Annotated in this window: 16 protein-coding genes; 12 read left to right on the top strand and 4 right to left on the bottom strand. The window is 59.2% G+C overall.

The genetic code is table 11. The features are described 5' to 3' along the window. The first annotated feature begins 48 nt into the window (after positions 1–48). From XMD517_RS05540 to XMD517_RS05580, 9 genes are all read left to right on the top strand, one after another. Positions 49–1,464: a type II and III secretion system protein family protein gene (locus XMD517_RS05540; RefSeq protein WP_173486530.1), complete on the top strand. Its 1,416-nt coding sequence runs from the start codon at positions 49–51 to the stop codon at positions 1,462–1,464. A 3-nt stretch (positions 1,465–1,467) separates the two neighbouring features. Continuing rightward, positions 1,468–2,133, top strand: a complete 666-nt coding sequence (locus tag XMD517_RS05545) for an OmpA family protein (protein ID WP_173487928.1) — start codon at positions 1,468–1,470, stop codon at positions 2,131–2,133. Positions 2,134–2,618: 485 nt separating this feature from the next. After that, positions 2,619–3,860 (top strand): AAA family ATPase, encoded by a 1,242-nt coding sequence (locus tag XMD517_RS05550; RefSeq protein WP_173486532.1) that lies wholly within the window; start codon positions 2,619–2,621, stop codon positions 3,858–3,860. Positions 3,861–3,872: 12 nt separating this feature from the next. Beyond that, complete coding sequence (locus XMD517_RS05555; RefSeq protein WP_173486533.1) at positions 3,873–5,330, top strand: CpaF family protein; 1,458 nt, start codon at positions 3,873–3,875, stop codon at positions 5,328–5,330. A gap of 11 nt (positions 5,331–5,341) precedes the next feature. Continuing rightward, positions 5,342–6,310, top strand: coding sequence for a type II secretion system F family protein (locus XMD517_RS05560; protein ID WP_173487929.1), 969 nt, complete (start codon positions 5,342–5,344; stop codon positions 6,308–6,310). A 4-nt stretch (positions 6,311–6,314) separates the two neighbouring features. Then, entirely contained in the window at positions 6,315–7,289 is a 975-nt protein-coding gene (locus XMD517_RS05565) for a type II secretion system F family protein (RefSeq protein ID WP_173486535.1), read from the top strand. Positions 7,290–7,361: 72 nt separating this feature from the next. Further along, on the top strand, positions 7,362–7,898 hold the full coding sequence (locus XMD517_RS05570) for a tetratricopeptide repeat protein (protein ID WP_173486686.1): 537 nt from the start codon (positions 7,362–7,364) through the stop codon (positions 7,896–7,898). Positions 7,899–7,948: 50 nt separating this feature from the next. After that, positions 7,949–8,812 (top strand): lipopolysaccharide assembly protein LapB, encoded by an 864-nt coding sequence (locus XMD517_RS05575; RefSeq protein WP_173486536.1) that lies wholly within the window; start codon positions 7,949–7,951, stop codon positions 8,810–8,812. After that, positions 8,805–9,314, top strand: a complete 510-nt coding sequence (locus XMD517_RS05580; RefSeq protein ID WP_173486537.1) for a prepilin peptidase — start codon at positions 8,805–8,807, stop codon at positions 9,312–9,314. The genes XMD517_RS05575 and XMD517_RS05580 overlap by 8 nt, the downstream gene beginning before the upstream one ends. A gap of 68 nt (positions 9,315–9,382) precedes the next feature. Here the strand turns inward: XMD517_RS05580 and XMD517_RS05585 are convergent, their stop codons facing one another. Continuing rightward, a complete protein-coding gene (locus tag XMD517_RS05585) occupies positions 9,383–11,026 on the bottom strand; it encodes a DUF2029 domain-containing protein (RefSeq protein ID WP_173486538.1) in 1,644 nt (547 codons plus the stop codon). A 126-nt stretch (positions 11,027–11,152) separates the two neighbouring features. Between XMD517_RS05585 and XMD517_RS05590 the strand changes: the two genes are divergently transcribed. The 3 genes from XMD517_RS05590 (at position 11,153) to XMD517_RS05600 (ending at position 14,108) form a co-directional block, all read left to right on the top strand. Continuing rightward, positions 11,153–12,466 (top strand): ATPase, encoded by a 1,314-nt coding sequence (locus XMD517_RS05590; protein WP_173486539.1) that lies wholly within the window; start codon positions 11,153–11,155, stop codon positions 12,464–12,466. 355 nt (positions 12,467–12,821) lie between these two features. Further along, positions 12,822–13,262, top strand: a complete 441-nt coding sequence (locus XMD517_RS05595; RefSeq protein ID WP_173486540.1) for a PaaI family thioesterase — start codon at positions 12,822–12,824, stop codon at positions 13,260–13,262. A gap of 51 nt (positions 13,263–13,313) precedes the next feature. Continuing rightward, positions 13,314–14,108 carry a crotonase/enoyl-CoA hydratase family protein gene (locus XMD517_RS05600; RefSeq protein WP_173486541.1) on the top strand — a complete coding sequence of 265 codons (795 nt, stop codon included), beginning with the start codon at positions 13,314–13,316 and terminating at the stop codon, positions 14,106–14,108. A gap of 134 nt (positions 14,109–14,242) precedes the next feature. Here the strand turns inward: XMD517_RS05600 and XMD517_RS05605 are convergent, their stop codons facing one another. The 3 genes from XMD517_RS05605 to XMD517_RS05615 all read right to left on the bottom strand — a co-directional run bounded on the left by XMD517_RS05605 (position 14,243) and on the right by XMD517_RS05615 (position 17,097). Continuing rightward, a complete protein-coding gene (locus XMD517_RS05605; protein ID WP_254449710.1) occupies positions 14,243–14,929 on the bottom strand; it encodes a c-type cytochrome in 687 nt (228 codons plus the stop codon). A 383-nt stretch (positions 14,930–15,312) separates the two neighbouring features. Beyond that, complete coding sequence (gene folD / locus XMD517_RS05610; protein WP_173486542.1) at positions 15,313–16,203, bottom strand: bifunctional methylenetetrahydrofolate dehydrogenase/methenyltetrahydrofolate cyclohydrolase FolD; 891 nt, start codon at positions 16,201–16,203, stop codon at positions 15,313–15,315. 12 nt (positions 16,204–16,215) lie between these two features. Continuing rightward, a complete protein-coding gene (locus XMD517_RS05615; protein WP_173486543.1) occupies positions 16,216–17,097 on the bottom strand; it encodes a bifunctional 5,10-methylenetetrahydrofolate dehydrogenase/5,10-methenyltetrahydrofolate cyclohydrolase in 882 nt (293 codons plus the stop codon). Positions 17,098–17,182: the final 85 nt, after the last annotated feature.

The raw sequence follows: 17,182 nt of genomic DNA on the forward strand, positions 1-17,182 counted from the left end.
AGATAACCAAAGCCCGAAACCGAGGCGTGATCGAAAAGGCAGGATCACATGAAAATTGATAGATGGATGAAAGCGGCCCTTTTGGGAGTCGCAATCGGATTTACAAGCGTTCCCACAGGTGCTTCTGCGGAAACTCTGAGGGTCATGAAAGGGGCTGCCTCTTCGGCACTGAACGTCCCGATGAACCGTGCGGTGGTTGTGGAAAGCGAGGTGCCCTTCGCTGAGCTCTCGATCGCAAACCCCGGCATCGCTGATTTTTCGACCCTGTCGGATCGCACCATTTACGTGCTTGGCAAGGCGCCTGGCCGCACCACGCTGACCCTTCTGGGCGGCGACGGTCGGTTGATCACCAATGTCGAGATCCACGTGGCCCCCGACATCGCCGAGTTCAAGGAGCGCCTGCGTCAGATCCTGCCCGGCGAGCCGATTGAAGTGCGAACAGCCAATGACGGGATTGTCCTGTCCGGCACGGTCAGCTCGATCGGGCGCATGGACCGCGCCCTGGATCTTGCCAGCCGTTATGCACCGGACCGGGTCTCCAACCTGATGACCGTTGGCGGCACCCAGCAGGTGATGCTGAAAGTCCGCTTTGCCGAAATGCAGCGTTCCGTGCGCAAGGCCCTGTCCGGGTCGCTTGCCATCAAAGGCGGCACCAACCTGGGTGTTGTCAGCGAAACCGGCACCTGGCTGGATGGGGCCAATGATCTGGGCAATTCCACGATCACCCCCAGCAGCGGCACCGAGGGCGCCTTTGCCCTTGGCTTCAACGCAGGTGCCTTTGAAATTGGCATCCTTCTGGAAGCCCTTGAAAGCAAAGGGGTTGTCCGCACCCTGTCCGAACCGAACCTGACCGCACTCTCCGGGCAGGAAGCCAGTTTCCTGGCGGGTGGGGAATATCCGGTGCCTGTGGCCAACGGCGACAATGGCATCTCGATCGACTATAAACCGTTCGGCATTGAGATGACCTTTACCCCGCGCGTTCTGGCCGATGACGTGATCAATCTGGATCTCAAGGCCGCAGTGTCCGGTCTGGACAGCACGGTGAGCTTCAACAATGGCGGCTTCAACGTGAACGCCTTCCGCCGCCGCGAAACCTCCACCGTGGTTGAACTGCGCGATGGTGAAAGCTTTGCCATTGCCGGCCTGATCGAAGATGATTTCCGCGACCTGTCGGGACAGGTGCCCTGGCTGGGCGATATTCCGGTGCTTGGATCGCTGTTCCGCTCGGCCGAATATGAACGCCGCCAGTCTGAACTTGTGGTCATCGTCACCGCCCATTTGGTCACCCCCACACGGGGCGACGCGCTGGCGCTGCCAACCGACCGGATCAAACCCCCGTCCGAGCAAGAGCTGTTCCTCTTTGGCAAAACCGCCTCCCCGAACCGTCCCACCAAAGGGGCTGCGGGAGAAGTGGCGAAACAGGATTTCTCCGGCTCCTACGGCTATGTGATGGAGGACAATTGATCCATGAAAACCGTGATGATCAAACCCCTTCTGGCCACAACCGCCCTGCTGACCCTGCTTGGGGCCTGCGGGGACGGACAGCGTGGCGTGTTTTTCGGTGAAGCCGGGTCTTTCCTGAATGAAGGCTATTTCGGCTCCGCGACCGTGCACAATACCGGCGTTCAGAACGGCGATATCCAGTATGTGATGGGCATGGCCAACCGCTTTGCTCAGGAAGTGCCCGATACCGTGAACTTTGCCTTCAACAGCGCCCAGCTTGATCAGCAGGCCCTGGCAATCATTGCCCGTCAGGCCGACTGGATCAAACAATTCCCCGAGGTCCGGTTCCGCGTCTTCGGATATACCGACAAGGTCGGATCCGAAGCCTATAACAAACGTCTTGGAATGCGCCGCGCCAATACCGTGGTCAACGCCCTTGTTGCCCATGGCATCAGCCGCTCGCGTCTGGAAGCGGTGGTCAGCTATGGCGAAACCAAACCGCTGATCGACGTGCCTGGCCGCGAACGGGCCAACCGCCGTGCCCTGACCGAAGTGTCGGGCTTTGTCGGCCGCCACCCGACGGTGATGAACGGAAAATACGCCGAAATCATCTTCCGCGAATATGTTCAGAGCGCCTATAGCGAACCGGCCCTGACACGCGCGGGTCTGGATGGCAGCGCCACACAATAAACGCATCACTTTTGTGATCAGGAAAGGGCGCGGTGCAAACCGCGCCCTTTTTGGTTGGAACCGTCCGGGTAAACCCCGAGACAAACCCTGCCCCCGCCCCCCTGCAACAGGGACATTTCCTATCCCGTTTCGGGGTCCTCCTGTCTCCGCTTGAAATCAAACCCGGTCCAAAGGGTTAAAAACAGTTGACGGGTTCTAAAGACCCAAAAGACACCAGATAAATCCCTAAGATCTAAAGATCTTTTCAGGAAATCACCCAATTTTCTCTTGTTACTGAATTCGAAACAGCCCGACACAAGCGCGCTGATCGTCCTGAAATGACGAATAATTACGATCTTTTGGCCCCAATCTTGCCCCTTTTGCCTGCCACAACTTCTGAGAATTGGAGCAGTGCGCACTTAATACGAGTCGCGCGTGATCCGGATGATTATCCGACAGGCCCGTAAGAGGCCGTGCATCCGGGGTGAATGAGAAGGAATGAACGCATGAGTGGGAACGTAGCGATACAAGCGGACGCCGCGCCGATCGTCGCCTGCACGATTTCGAGGGATGTGCAGAATTTCGACCTGCTGATTGAAGATATGGAAACCGAGCTGGGCGAAGCCTGGGGAGATCTTTCCATTGACGACGCCGTGGCCTTTTTCGGCCAGCCCGAAGCGGACACGCTGGAGTTTGTAGCCCTCGCCATTGATGATGGCGACGAGGAAAACCTGGCAAAGGTGGCCCACACGGTGAAATCGGCCGTGGAAAAAGGCATCAAGGTTGTAGTGATCGCAGAGGAGGTCAGCCCGATCGCCCTGCACCAGCTCCTGAAGCTTGGGGCAGCCGAATTTGTCCCCTACCCGCTTCCCGAAGGATCATTGCATGACGTGATCGAACGGCTGCGCCGTCCGCCCCCCGCAATGCCTGCCCCCGGTGATGCAACCGCAGCGGTGAAGCCCAAGGGCGACCGGGATGGTGTGCTGTTTGCCGTGCATGGCCTGGCCGGCGGCACCGGGGCCACGACGCTTGCCACCAATCTGGCATGGGAACTGACACAGGTGGACAAGGACCGCGCGCCCCAGGTCTGCCTGCTGGATCTGGACCTGCAATTCGGATCGGTCTCAACCTTTCTGGATCTGCCCCGCCGCGACGCCGTATACGAGCTTTTGTCCGACACCGAGGCCATGGACCGCGACAGTTTCATGCAGGCGCTTTTGAGCTATCAGGACAATCTCAAGGTTCTGACCGCCCCAAATGACATTCTGCCGCTGGACCTGATCTCGAACGAAGATGTGGAACGACTGATTGAAATGGCGCGCTGCAATTTCGATTACGTGGTGATCGACATGCCGTCGACGGTGGTGCAATGGACCGAAACCGTGCTGCAGGAGGCGGAAGTCTATTTCACCACGCTCGAACTGGACATGCGCTCGGCGCAGAATGCGCTGCGTATGATCAAAGCGCTGAAATCCGAAGACCTGCCGGTTGCCAAACTGCGCCATGTGCTGAACAGGGCACCGAAATTCACCGATCTTTCCGGCAAATCCCGGGTCAAGCGGCTGGCGGAAAGCCTTGATATTTCGATCGAGCTTCAAATGCCTGACGGGTTGAAACCGGTGGCACAGGCCGGGGATCACGGCGTGCCTCTGGCTGATGCCGCCCCGAAAAACGCGTTGCGCAGGGAAATCCAGAAACTGGCCAAATCGCTGCATGAAATCAACCTCAGCGAAGCCGTCGCACAATAATCGGAGGTCAGGATGTTTTCCCGTTACAAGAAACAGAGCCCGCGCCCATCCCAGCCGCAGGGGACGCCCAATCTTCAGGCACTGGCCGGGGGGAAAAGTGACGTCCCTGCTGCGGCGACACCGGAACAGCCCCGCGTGCAGCGCCGCCCGACCGAACAGAAAGTCGCCGCCCGCGCAGCCCCGCTGGACAAGGAACGCAAGCGCAAGGAACGCCTGTCCGAGCTCAAGGTCGAGCTGCACAAAGAGCTTCTGGACAGCCTGAACCTTTCGGCTCTGGAAACCGCCTCCGAAAAAGAACTGCGGGAAGAAATCACCGCGATCACCTCGGAATTCCTGCAAGACAAGGCCGTGGTTCTGAACCGTGACGAACGGATGAGCCTGAACCAGGAACTTTATGACGAGGTGACCGGGCTTGGCCCGCTGGAAACCCTGCTGAAAGATGACAGCGTCAACGATATCCTGGTCAACGGACCGCAGCAGATTTTCGTGGAACGTGCTGGCAAGCTGGAACTGACCGACATCACGTTCAAAGATGAGCGGCACCTGATGCGGATCATCGACAAGATCGTTTCGGCGGTGGGGCGTCGTGTGGACGAGTCAAACCCCCATGTGGACGCCCGTCTGGCGGACGGGTCGCGTTTCAACGCCATGGTGCCGCCGATTGCGGTGGATGGCTCGCTCGTGTCGATCCGGAAATTCAAAAAAGACAAGCTGGGCATTGACGAGCTGGTGAATTTCGGGGCGTTTTCGGAAGAGATGGCCGCCTATCTTCAGGCCGCCGTGGCCTGCCGCCTGAACATCATCGTCTCGGGCGGGACCGGCTCTGGTAAGACCACAACCCTCAACGCGCTCTCTTCGTTCATCGACAACTCGGAACGGATCCTGACGATTGAGGATACGGCGGAACTTCAGCTGCAACAGACCCATGTGGGCCGGATGGAAAGCCGCCCGGCCAATGTCGAGGGCAAAGGCGCGGTCAGCCAGCGCGACTGTCTGAAAAACGCCCTGCGGATGCGCCCGGATCGGATCATCGTGGGGGAGACCCGCGGTGAAGAGGTGATCGACATGTTGCAGGCCATGAACACCGGCCACGACGGATCCATGACCACAATCCACGCCAACTCGGCCCGGGACGGGATTTCGCGCCTTGAAAACATGGTGGCGATGGCCGGGATCGAAATGCCGCTGAAAGCGGTGCGCTCACAGATCGCATCCGCTGTGCATCTGATTGTGCAGGCCTCACGCCTGCAGGACGGGTCGCGCCGCATGGTTTCGATCACCGAAATCACCGGCATGGAAGGGGAAGTGATCTCGATGCAGGAGGTGTTCCGTTATGAGCGCCTCGGCCTTGAACCCGATGGCAAGATCATCGGCCGCTTCAATGCCACCGGCGTGCGGTCACATTTCTCGGACCGTTTCCGCCAGTGGGGCTATGACCTGCCCTCAACCATTTTCGAACCGATCATCTAACGGAGGATCCCATGTCCATTTCACCAGAGCTTCTGATATATGGCCTGATCTTCGGCGCGGTGATCTTGCTGGTCGAAAGTATCTATCTGGCGGTTTTTGGCAAATCCATCAGCCTGAACAGCCGGGTAAACCGCCGTCTGGACCTGCTCGACAAGGGCGCACGACGCGAAGAGGTGCTGGAACAGCTGCGCAAGGAAATGACCCAGCACATGAAAGCCAAGGGTTTTCCGCTGTTTTCAATCCTCGCGCTGAAGGCCCAGAAAGCGGCCATTGCCTTTTCGCCGTCACAACTGATCATGGTGATGGGCGCCCTGTCCGCGATGGCCTTTGTCGGTCTGACCGTGGGCACCGAGGCCGCCCCGGCCGTGCGTCTGGTCGTGTCGATTGCGATGGGGGTTGGGGGCGTCTATCTCTGGGTCGACCAGAAAGCCAAGAAACGCATGGCGGTGCTGGAAGAACAGCTGCCCGATGCGGTGGAGCTGATGGTGCGGTCCTTGCGCGTCGGCCACCCGTTCACATCGGCCATCCAGATCGTCGCCAAAGAAGTGCCCGATCCGCTGGGCACCGAGATCGGGATGATCGCGGATGAAAGCTCTTATGGGCGCGATGTGGGCGAAAGCCTCAAGGCCATGGCCGAACGCCTCGACATGCAGGATTTGCGCTTCCTCGCGGTGGCGGTGTCGATCCAGCAGCAATCAGGCGGCAACCTGGCCGAGATCCTGGACGGTCTGGCCAAGGTGATCCGCTCGCGGTTCAAACTGTTTCGCCGGGTCAAAGCCATCACCGCAGAAAGCAAATGGTCAGGTATGTTCCTGTCCGGTTTCCCGATCGTGGCCCTGGTCATGCTGCAGGTGATCCAGCCGAATTATTATGACGAGGTGAAAGAGACCGTCTATTTCATCCCAGCCTGCCTGATCGTGGCTGCGTTCCTCGTCGCCAATATCTTCGTGATGAAGATGCTTGTGAACATCAAGGTGTAAGCCCATGGACCTTCTGAACCAAATCCTGATCGACAAGCTTGGCCCGATGGGACCGCTGATGGCGGTGGGCGGACTGGGCTTTGTGCTGATGCTGGTCACCGTGCCGATCCTGTTTCAAAAAAAGGAAGACCCGCTCGACAAGCTGCGCAAAGGTCAGCGCAACCTCCCGCAAAATGACCGAAAGGCCCTTCGGGTGCAGGGCGGCAATGACAAGCTCGAGAAATATTCGGCCTTCCTCGAACCGCAGAACGAAGAGGAATATTCGGCCATCCAGCTGCGCCTGTTGCAGGCTGGCTATTCCGGGAAAGACGCAGTGCGCACCTATCACTTTGCCCAGTTTGCCCTGGGGATTGGCCTGCTGCTGTTCGGCGTCCTGATCGTGTTCCTGAAATCCCAAAACCCGACGATCCAGCTCAGTTCAACCGCCAAGGTCCTGTGGATCCTAGGCCCCGGCATCGCGGGCTATATGCTGCCCAAATACTGGATCACCCGCCGGGTGGATTCTCGCAAGGAAGAGATCACCAATGGCTTTCCCGACGCCCTGGACATGATGCTTGTCTGCGTCGAGGCCGGCCAGTCCCTTGATCAGTCCATCATCCGCGTGTCACAGGAAATTCGCGCAGGCTACCCCTCATTGGCGGACGAGTTCGAGATTGTCAGCTATGAGGTCAAGGCCGGTAAGGATCGCGTGCAGGTTCTGCGCGACATGTCGGAACGATGCGGCGTGCAGGATGTGGGAAGCTTTGTGACCGTGCTGATCCAGTCTGCCACGTTCGGCACCTCGATCGCCGAAGCGCTGCGTGTCTTTTCTGCCGAAATGCGGGACAAACGCGTGATGCGGGCCGAAGAAAAGGCAAATACCTTGCCCACCAAGATGACACTTGCCACAATGATGCTGACCGTGCCGCCCCTGCTGATCATTCTGCTCGGGCCGTCGATTTACAGTATCGCCCAGACCCTTCAGAACACCGGGTTCTGATCCCCGCGGTCTGGTCCCCGCAAGGAGTTCAGGGTGACCCGTTTCCACCCCTTCATCGTGATCCTGCCCCTGATGGCCGCACTTGCCGGCTGTCAGGGGTCTTCGCTTGGCGCCGCCCGCACCGATGGCAATCCCTATGCCCCCAGCGGCCTGAAACGCGGGGAGACAAGCGTGGATGGCCTGTTGGTGGGGCACCGGTTGATGGCTGCGGAAGAATATGAACTCGCCCTCAAGGCCTATCTGCGGTCGGCGGCGGATCATGGGCTGACCGTCGATGTGCTCTCTGCGGTCGGCTCAGCCAACCTCAAGCTTGGTCGCCTGGGGCAGGCAGAAACCCTGCTGCGCCAGGCCGTCAAAAAGGACGAAAATTTTGTCCCGGCCTGGAACAACCTGGGCGTGGTGCTGATGGAAAAAGGCGAAATCCCCGAAGCCGCCCGTATTTTCCGCATCGCTTTCGGGCTGGATAGTGGCCAATCTGCCGATATTCGCGAGAATTTGCGTCTGGCCCTCGCCAGATTGAAAAACCCGGATTATGATCCGGTTAATGAAAACAACTTCGCGCTGATGCGCCGGGGGCAAGGGAACTATCTTCTGCTGTCGACGCTCTAGAGCTCATAAGGGCCTTGCGCGAGTGAAATTGAGCAGCAGAGGACGCAGACATGCGCCATTCTATCCTTATGACCTTGTGTCTGGGCAGCGCCCTTGCGCTGACCGCCTGTCAGAAACCCGGCACCTCGGAAGATGTGGAACGGGCGCTGGCCGATGTGAATGTCATCGACGAAAGCAACCTCAATGACATCATGCTGACCGTGGGTGACCCCGAAGAGGCCGTGGCCTACTTCCTGCGCGCCACCAAAGGCCAGCCCAAACGGGTTGACCTGCAGCGCGGGCTGGCCAAATCACTGATCCGTGCCAAACAGCCCGCCCGTGCGGTTGCAGCATGGGAAACCGTGATGTCCCTGCCCGGGGCCACCGATGAGGACCGTGTCGGGCTGGCCGATGCGCTGATCCGCTCTGGCAATTGGGGACGCGCCGAGATTGAGCTCGACAAGGTGCCCCCCACCTTCGAGACCTATAAACGCTATCGGCTTGAGGCCATGGTCGCCGACAGCAAGAAGGAATGGAAAAAGGCCGACAGTTTCTATGAAACCGCCGTGGGCCTGTCGACCAAACCGTCCTCGGTCCTGAACAACTGGGGCTATTCGAAACTGACCCGCGCCGATTACAAAGGCGCCGAGAAACTGTTTGCCGAAGCCCTGAGTTTTGACCCCACCCTGTTCACGGCCAAGAACAATCTTGTTCTGGCCCGGGGCGCGCAGCGCAAATACGACCTGCCGATCCTGAAAACCACCCAGGCCGAGCGGGCGCAGCTGTTGCACACGCTGGCGCTGTCGGCGATCAAACAGGGGGATATCACCATCGGCAAGGGGCTTTTGGAAGACGCAATCAACACCCACCCGCAGCATTTCGAGGCTGCCGTGCGGGCGTTGGAAGCACTGGAAAACAACGTCTCCAATGGCTGACCTGACCATGGCGCAAGGCGCCAGCGCCGCCATGCGGTTCCTGCCCTTCGCGGCACCGATCTGCGTCTGGGCAGCGGTCAGCGACCTGAAGCGGATGAAAATCCCCAACAAGGCTGTCATCGCCTTGTTGGCGGTCTATGCGGTGGTTGGCCTGATCGCCCTGCCGTTTGAGGACTATGCCTGGCGCTACCTGCATCTGCTGGTGGTTCTGGTTCTGGGCTTTGTGTTCAATCTTGCCGGCGCATTTGGTGCTGGGGATGCCAAATTTGCCGCCGCAATGGCGCCGTTCATCGCCCTGCCGGACATTGCCGATTTCCTGTTCCTGTTCTGCGCCACGCTGCTGGTCGGGTTTGCCCTGCACCGTCTGGCCCGAGCGATCCCGGCGGTGCGTCGCACAACGCCCGATTGGGAAAGCTGGAAACGCAAGGATTTTCCGATGGGATTATGCCTGGGGGCCAGCCTGACCCTTTACCTCGCCCTCAGCGCCTCAACCGGGATGTGACCCCAATCTGGACCATGAAAATATGGACCCAGAAAACCCGCCGTGATCCGGCGGGTTTTTTATTCATTTCAATTCCTTAAACCTGGAAGCTGATAAAGAACATAGTCCCCCGTGCGGCGAAGTTCCGTCACATCCTGCACCCATTCCGTCTCGCTGATTTCTTCCAGAACCAGCTTGCGCAATTCCCCTGACTGGGGGCAGCTTGGCACAAGCAGCAGATCCGCATTTTCAATCCCCGTCAGCCCGCCATAATACCACGGCGCCCCGCGCTGCAGCGGCTCTCCGGCCCCGAACAACCAATAGCTGGCAAGGATATCCGCGACGAAAATGGACTTGCCCTCCACCAGGCCCACCACGTTCAGATCATCCGCCACCCCCCGGAACCACGCCATCATGCCGCTTTCCAGCACGCAGGAGGGGAACTCTTCGCCCTTGAACTCCAGCTTTTCATCCTCCCGGTCCTCGGCCAGATAGGACGCTGCAAAAATGGTATCCGGCCCGTCAAATGGCCGGGAGACATTGATCAGGTTGGCCCGCACCCGTCTGGCCTGCAGGTCCTCGCTTTGGGCCACATCCGGCAGGAACGGAACGAAATCCTCCACATCCGTCATCAGGTGGCGAAACGGGCTTTGCGCGATATTGAGAAATGACGGCGTGGCCAGCACAAAGGCGCAGCTTGCCGCAATCACCATTCCCCGGCCAAGATCCCAGCCAAGCCCGTTTGTCACAGGTTGCGCCGGCAGAAGAGAGATCAGCAAAAGCCCGACAAGCCCGATCCATTGCGGGTCATTTCCATAGTTCTGATAGGTCACATAGACAAAGCCCGGCAGGAGCAAAAGAAGCACCAGCCCTTCCCGCATCCGCCCGGCCTGACGCAGCAAGATCACCGCCACCAGCGCAAGCGCCGTGCCGGGCAGGTAGGCAGGGGCGCTGATCACCTTGCCCAAAGGCAGGCCCGGGGAGGAACGGAACTCACTGCCCGCAACATTCAGAAGGTCGGCAAGGTAAAGCAGCCAGTAAACCGGCGTGCCCGCGTAAAGCGTGATCAGCCCAACACCAACAAGCCCCATAACCAGCGCCCATAGGACGGTCCGCCCCGCCCCACGGGTCAATAGCGCCACCAGAACCGGCGGAAAAAAGGCCGCGAAATAGGTGACCTTGATCATCGCCATGATCACAAAAGCCGCGCCAATCAAGATGCCGTCCAGCACCGGGTTGTCGGCAAAACGACTGGGCAGAAGCGCGGTCAGGATCGCCACAAAAGCCGCCACCCAGGCCCACCGGTTGTAATGCATCGACACGGAGAGAAGCTGGTCAGCCTCGCCATGGATCAACCCAAGGCACAGCACGATCATCGCAATGGCAAAGACATGGCGCCAGATCCCCGCCAGTCGCGTCATCGACACCCACCAGATGGCCGGCAGGAACGCCGCCCCGACCAGCACCTGACCATAAAGAAAGCTGTGACCAAAGCCGATGCCCATCTTGGAAAACAGCACAATCGGCAGAAATGCCATTGCCCCGATCGGGGTCACGAAATCCAGATGCGGCACCTGCCCTGCACTCATCCGTGTCAGGATCTGCAACAGATGCAGCGTATCCCCCTCATGCTGCCCGACAAAAAGCCCCCCCTTTGCCAGCAACACCCCGGAAAAAAGGGCAAAAAGTGCGATTTGCACCGCTGCCAAAATGATGCCTTTTTCTTTGCTCATGCCTGCCCTCTTTCCCCTGTACCAAGTGATGAAGCGCCCTTTATCGGGCGTATGTTCATTGTGATTTTGGCCATGTTTCTGGCGGAAAAGAGCAAGAATCGCAAGATTTGGGTGAGGACGACAGGCATGAATATTCACGCAAACGAAATGATTGCACCCCCTCCTCTGCGCAGGCTGGAGGAGACCGGGCTGACCATGGTGATGATGCGGGACGTCCTGCTCAAGACCATGTTCCGCACCAACCTGGAACGCGTCAGCGATCTGGAACGCACCCTCGCCCTGCCCGGCCGCGTGGTGCAGGAACTGATTGATATCTGCCGCGAGCAATCGCTGATCCAGGCCATGGGCACGATGCATGCCGGTGCGCAAAGCTCGGAAATGGGGTATCGCCTGTCCGATGCCGGCAAGGCGCGGGCGCTGGATGCGCTGGCCCAGTCGGAATATTACGGCGCCATGCCGGTGCCGATGGAGGTCTATGCCCAGCAGGTGAAACGCCAGTCGATCCGCAACATCCAGATGACCCGCGAACAGCTGACCTCAGCCATGGGGCACCTGATCCTGCCGCCCAACCTGCTGGACCAGCTTGGCCCCGCAGTGGGCTCAGGCCGTTCGATCCTGATGTATGGCCCGCCGGGCAACGGGAAATCCTCGATTTCCAACGGGATCCGCGACGCCCTTGGCGACAAGATCTATGTGCCACGCGCGATTGTCTATTCGGGGCAGATCATTACCGTCTACGACCCGATTGTGCATACCGCGGCCGAAGATCACCTGGATGATCCCAACAGCCTGCGGCGCTCCTCCTCGAAATTTGATCGCCGCTATGTGCTGTGCGACCGGCCGACCGTGATCACCGGGGGGGAACTCACCCTCGACATGCTGGATCTGAAATACAACCCCACCGCGCGCACCTATACCGCGCCTTTGCAATTGAAGTCTTCCGGCGGCGTGTTCATCGTCGACGACCTTGGTCGCCAGTCCGAACCACCGCAGGCGCTGATCAACCGCTGGATTGTGCCGCTTGAGGAGAACAAGGATATTCTGGCCCTGCAATCGGGTGAGAAGTTCGAGGTGCCGTTCGACACGCTGGTCATTTTCTCGACCAACTTCCACCCGAACGAAATCTTCGACAAGGCGGCCCTGCGGCGGATCTTTTACAAGATCATCATCGACGGGCCGGACCAGGAAGGGTTCCTGAAAATCTTTGCGCTTGTGGCGCGCAAGAAAAAGATGCCGCTGAACGAAGAGGCGCTGGTCTATCTGCTGCGGGAAAAATACCCGACCATCGACAATGTCTATGCCAATTACCAGCCGGTTTTCCTGATCGACCAGATGATTTCGATCTGTGAGTTCGAGGGCATCCCCTACCAGATGTCCCCGGAACTGATCGACCGCGCCTGGGAAAACATGTTCGTCAGCGACCGCGAGATCATTCACTGATCCCGGCATTCGAAACAACAAAGGTCAGGGGGGCTCCCCCTCTGGCCTAACCCCGTTCCCGCGTCTATCGTGACCGGATGACCCAACTGCCCCCCCTGTTTTGTGACTGGTTTGCCGCGCGTGGCTGGGCGCCACATGCGCATCAGCGGGCCATGCTTGAGCACGCCAGCCAGATGGAGCCGGATTGATCACGTTGCGCGCCCCGCGCTCGCTGTTTTGCTCGGCCACCCCCCCGTGCAATCCCGATGCCGCGTTGAGCCTCCCTTGTCGGGGCGGATCGCAATCCGTATGACGCCACGTTTTGGTTGGGAGCACCCGGCGGCGTGTTAGCCTTGCCGGATCAGGAGAGCCCGACATGACCCCCGAACGCACCACCCTAATCCAGCAAAGCTTCGCCACCCAGAACATGATGAAAAGTTTCGGGGCCAGTCTGGATCACCTCGACGACGGGAGCTGCCACCTGTCCGCCCCGATCCTGGAGGCCAACCGCCAGCAGCACGGGTTTGGCCACGCAGCCCTGACGTTCGGCCTTGGCGACACCGCCGCGGGCTATGCGGCGATGACGCTGATGCCACCGGATCATGATGTGCTGACCGCTGAAATCAAGATCAACCTCCTGTCCCCTGCCAAGGCGGATCGGCTGGTCGCCCAAGGGCAGGTGCTGCGGGCCGGGCGCCGGCTGATCACCGTCGAAGCCAAGGTCTGGGGCATCACCGGCACGCAGCGCAAGCTGGTCGCGGCCCTGTTGGGCACAATGGTGCCGGTCCCGATTTCCATCGCCCCTGCCGCGACGTGATCCCTTGCTCCGTCTTTCTCATTGTCCATGATGCCCCAAAGGGAGCCCAATATGTCAGACCGCGTTACCATCACCGAAGCCAATCAAATTGCCACCGTCACCCTGACCCGCGCGGACAAGCGCAATGCGCTGGATCTGGACATGATCCGCGCCATTGTGGATGCAGGCGAGAGTTTGGCCGCGCGCAAGGACATCCGCGCAGTGGTGCTGACCGGCGACGGGCCCGCGTTTTCCGCAGGTCTCGACCTGAACGCCATGCCACAAATTGCGCAATACGCGATGCAGGGCGGCGTGTTTCTGGAGCGCACCCATGGGAACTCCAACCTGTTCCAAGCCGCCAGCATGGTCTGGGCAGAAATGCCCCAACCGGTGATCGCCGCGGTGCATGGCTATGCGTTCGGCGGCGCGTTCCAGATCATGCTGGGCGCGGACATGCGCATTGCTGCGCCTGATGCGCGGTTTTCGATTATGGAGGGCCGCTGGGGCATCATCCCCGACATGGGCGGCATGGTTCTTATGCGCCGCTTGGCACGCGGTGACGTCATCCGTAAACTGACCTATTCCGCCGAGCAATTCGAGGCCCCCGCAGCACTCGACTGGGGTTTTGTGACCGAAATCTCAGACACGCCGCTGGAGCGCGCCCACGCCATTGCTGCCGAGATCGCCTCAAAATCCCCCGACGCCATCCGCGCCGCCAAAGCCCTGATCCGCGACACCGAGCTGATGGACACCCGCGAGACGCTGATTGCGGAAAGCAAAGCGCAAGAGGGGCTGATGGGCACGCCCAATCAGATGGAGGCGGTGATGGCAGGGATGCAGAAGCGGAAGGCTGAGTTTAAGGATTGAGGGGGCTCGTTACCAATCGAATGCCCACTAAGAGCTTGAAGCGGACACCAAAGCCCACCCTGCTTGGCGGCAGCACACTGCAAACGTATAGCGTGGATTTACTTCCTAAGTGCGTTACTTGGCTAAATAGCCATTTAAGGATCAGGCAGTGGTGGGATCGTCCGCAGGTACATCACAATGGCCTCAAGGTCGTTAGGCGACAACATAGCGTAGTAGCCGTATCCCATAGGTGGCGACATTTGTTTTCCGTCGGGGCGTTTACCTGACACGATCATGGTTTTCAGCTCGTCGTCGGAATACCCGGCCAGACCGTCTTCATGGCTGGTTATGTTCGGTGCGATAGATACCCCCCAAGGCCCATGAAACTTGAACCCTCCAGCGCCTAAGTGAGTGTCAAACATTGGACCTTGAGGTCCGAAAGTCGTGTGGCATTCAGTGCAATGCGCAACCGGTCCAGCAAGGTAGGCACCGTATTCCACAGTTGCACCACTGGGTGGCGGGGAAACAGTTTCAACCGGTGGGCCATAGGCCGGAGGAAGTGGGAAATTGTACGTGGAAGCAGGCGTTTGATTGTCGCTGGCAGGTACGGTTCGAAGGAATGCCACAATAGACATCAGATCGTCGTCACCTAATCCACGATAGAGGCCAATCGGCATAGGAGGACCGATCACAGAGCCATCCGGACGTATACCTTCGCGTATTGCGCGGGCGAGCTCTTCGTCACTCCAATCCGCGACGCGGCTGCCGGGTGTGATGTTCACCGCCCAAGCTTCCATCATATCGTTTTTCTCGACCATCATTCCGCCAAGTTCGTTCGCCATATCAGGTCCGTTTGGACCTTGAGGAGTATGGCAATTGCCACACGCAGCTGGCCCGCGAACGAGATATTCACCGCGTTCCAAACTTGGTTCGGCAATGGCGCAAAGTGGAAATGTCACAAGTAAAAAAGCGAATAGAAATCCATTCATAGTCGTTTCTCCCCAACTCTGAGTGCTAAAATTCCTTTTCGTGAAAGCGAGCTTATCAGCACATCTCTCGGACGTTCTGATCTGAGACGATACTATATTTCGCGGAAATCTCAAAATTGGGTGCGAACCAAACACATCTGAACACAAGCGTTATCTGCCTTGTCACGCGTTTACCGTTCAAAACAAAACGGCGCCAGGTTCCCCTGACGCCGCCTCAATTCTCTCAAACCTCAGGCTTACGCCGTCAGCCCCTCGGGTTCGGCCAGGCTGTTGGCGCGGCAGCAGGCGGTCAGGGTGTTGGCCAGCAGGCAGGCGATGGTCATCGGGCCGACGCCGCCGGGGACCGGGGTGATGGCACCTGCCACTTTGGACGCGCTCTCAAAATCCACGTCGCCGACCAGCTTGTTCTTGCCGTCACGTTCGATCCGGTTGATGCCCACGTCGATCACGGTGGCGCCTTCGCGGATCCAGTCGCCGGGCACCATTTCCGGGCGGCCCACGGCGGCAACCACGATGTCGGCGCGACGGACAACCTCGGGCAGGTCTTTGGTGCGCGAATGCGCGATGGTGACGGTGCAGCTGTCGCCCAGCAGCAGTTGCGCCATCGGTTTGCCAACGATGTTCGAGCGGCCGATCACAACGGCGTTCAGACCGGACAGCGATCCGTGGTGGTCGCGCAGCATCATCAGGCAGCCCAGCGGCGTGCAGGGCACCATCGACTTCTGACCGGTGCCCAGCAGGCCCACATTCGAGATATGGAACCCGTCCACATCCTTGGCCGGGTCGATCGAGTTGATCACAAGGTCCTCGTTCAGGTGACCGGGCAGCGGCAGCTGAACCAGAATGCCATGCACGGCAGGGTCGTTGTTCAGCTTGTCGATCAGCGCCAGCAGATCCTCTTCCGAAGTGTCGGCGTCAAGCTTGTGCTCATACGAATTCATACCCACTTCGACAGTCTGCTTGCCCTTCGAGCGGACATAGACCTGCGACGCGGGATCTTCGCCCACCAGCACAACGGCCAGACCCGGGGTGATGCCGTTCTCTTCTTTCAGACGCGCCACATGGGCGGCCACTTTTTCACGCACACCAGCCGCAAAGGCTTTGCCGTCGATGATCTGAGCACTCATTCCCGCTCTCCCTTAATAGTCCGTCCGGGCATAGGCATCCCGGTAGTGATTCATTTGCATTTCGGTGGCATGTACCGCGTTGGACATCAGCATCGCAACCGTCACCGGGCCAACACCGCCCGGCACAGGGGTGATCCAGCCGGCCACCTCTTTGCAGCTTTCCATATCCGCATCCCCCACGGTTTTGCCATCCACGCGGTTGATGCCGATATCAATCACCGCGCAGCCCGGTTTCAGCATCTCCCCCGTCACCAGACCGGGTTTGCCCACGGCCACGAACACCGCATCTGCGGCGCGCGAATGCATGGCCACGGAACGGGTCATGTGGTGACAGACGGTCACGGTTGCCCCCAGCCCCATCAAGAGGAAGGCAATCGGTTTGCCAACGATTTCCGAGTGACCAATCACGGTCACGTTCAGACCCTCGATATCAATCGGCAGGGTTTTCAGGATTTCCACCGCCGCCACAGCGGTACAGGGCCCAAGGGCCAGGTCATTATAAACGATATTGCCGATCGAGGCCGGGTGCATCCCTTCCACGTCTTTCAGCGGGTGGACCAGTTTTTGAAAGGTCTTCACCGGGATGTGATCCGGCAGCGGGCGCTGGATAATAATGCCGTTCACGCGCGGATCCGCATTCAGACCCTGAATGATGCCGGTCAGCTGTTCGAGCGAGGTTTCCGCCGGGTAGTTGCGTGCCTCAAACTCAACCCCCGCACTTTCCGCCGTGCGTTGCTGGTTGCGCACATAAAGCTCTGCCGCGGCCACGTCCCCCACGGAGAGCGATACGAGTTTCGGCTGCCAGCCTTTTGCAGCCAGCTCTGCAGCCTTCGTGGCCACCTCATCACGGATGTTTGCGGCAATGGACTTGCCGTCAATGATTGTTGCGCTCATGTATCTTGGTCCTTTGTCTGGATGTGACAGAATCACTCAGACAGGTTTTTGATAAGGAAAGGGGGGCGTGTCGCCCCCCTTGGTC

The sequence above is a fragment of the Aliiroseovarius sp. xm-d-517 genome, assembly GCF_013283135.1.
Lineage (GTDB): Bacteria > Pseudomonadota > Alphaproteobacteria > Rhodobacterales > Rhodobacteraceae > Aliiroseovarius > Aliiroseovarius crassostreae.

Bases quoted from the DNA above. Each gene is read 5' to 3' on its own strand.
- XMD517_RS05540 (WP_173486530.1), top strand. From the start codon at position 49: ATGAAAATTGATAGATGGATGAAAGCGGCCCTTTTGGGAGTCGCAATC.
- XMD517_RS05545 (WP_173487928.1), top strand. From the start codon at position 1,468: ATGAAAACCGTGATGATCAAACCCCTTCTGGCCACAACCGCCCTGCTG.
- XMD517_RS05550 (WP_173486532.1), top strand. From the start codon at position 2,619: ATGAGTGGGAACGTAGCGATACAAGCGGACGCCGCGCCGATCGTCGCC.
- XMD517_RS05555 (WP_173486533.1), top strand. From the start codon at position 3,873: ATGTTTTCCCGTTACAAGAAACAGAGCCCGCGCCCATCCCAGCCGCAG.
- XMD517_RS05560 (WP_173487929.1), top strand. From the start codon at position 5,342: ATGTCCATTTCACCAGAGCTTCTGATATATGGCCTGATCTTCGGCGCG.
- XMD517_RS05565 (WP_173486535.1), top strand. From the start codon at position 6,315: ATGGACCTTCTGAACCAAATCCTGATCGACAAGCTTGGCCCGATGGGA.
- XMD517_RS05570 (WP_173486686.1), top strand. From the start codon at position 7,362: ATGGCCGCACTTGCCGGCTGTCAGGGGTCTTCGCTTGGCGCCGCCCGC.
- XMD517_RS05575 (WP_173486536.1), top strand. From the start codon at position 7,949: ATGCGCCATTCTATCCTTATGACCTTGTGTCTGGGCAGCGCCCTTGCG.
- XMD517_RS05580 (WP_173486537.1), top strand. From the start codon at position 8,805: ATGGCTGACCTGACCATGGCGCAAGGCGCCAGCGCCGCCATGCGGTTC.
- XMD517_RS05585 (WP_173486538.1), bottom strand. From the start codon at position 11,026: ATGAGCAAAGAAAAAGGCATCATTTTGGCAGCGGTGCAAATCGCACTT.
- XMD517_RS05590 (WP_173486539.1), top strand. From the start codon at position 11,153: ATGAATATTCACGCAAACGAAATGATTGCACCCCCTCCTCTGCGCAGG.
- XMD517_RS05595 (WP_173486540.1), top strand. From the start codon at position 12,822: ATGACCCCCGAACGCACCACCCTAATCCAGCAAAGCTTCGCCACCCAG.
- XMD517_RS05600 (WP_173486541.1), top strand. From the start codon at position 13,314: ATGTCAGACCGCGTTACCATCACCGAAGCCAATCAAATTGCCACCGTC.
- XMD517_RS05605 (WP_254449710.1), bottom strand. From the start codon at position 14,929: ATGGCGAACGAACTTGGCGGAATGATGGTCGAGAAAAACGATATGATG.
- folD (WP_173486542.1), bottom strand. From the start codon at position 16,203: ATGAGTGCTCAGATCATCGACGGCAAAGCCTTTGCGGCTGGTGTGCGT.
- XMD517_RS05615 (WP_173486543.1), bottom strand. From the start codon at position 17,097: ATGAGCGCAACAATCATTGACGGCAAGTCCATTGCCGCAAACATCCGT.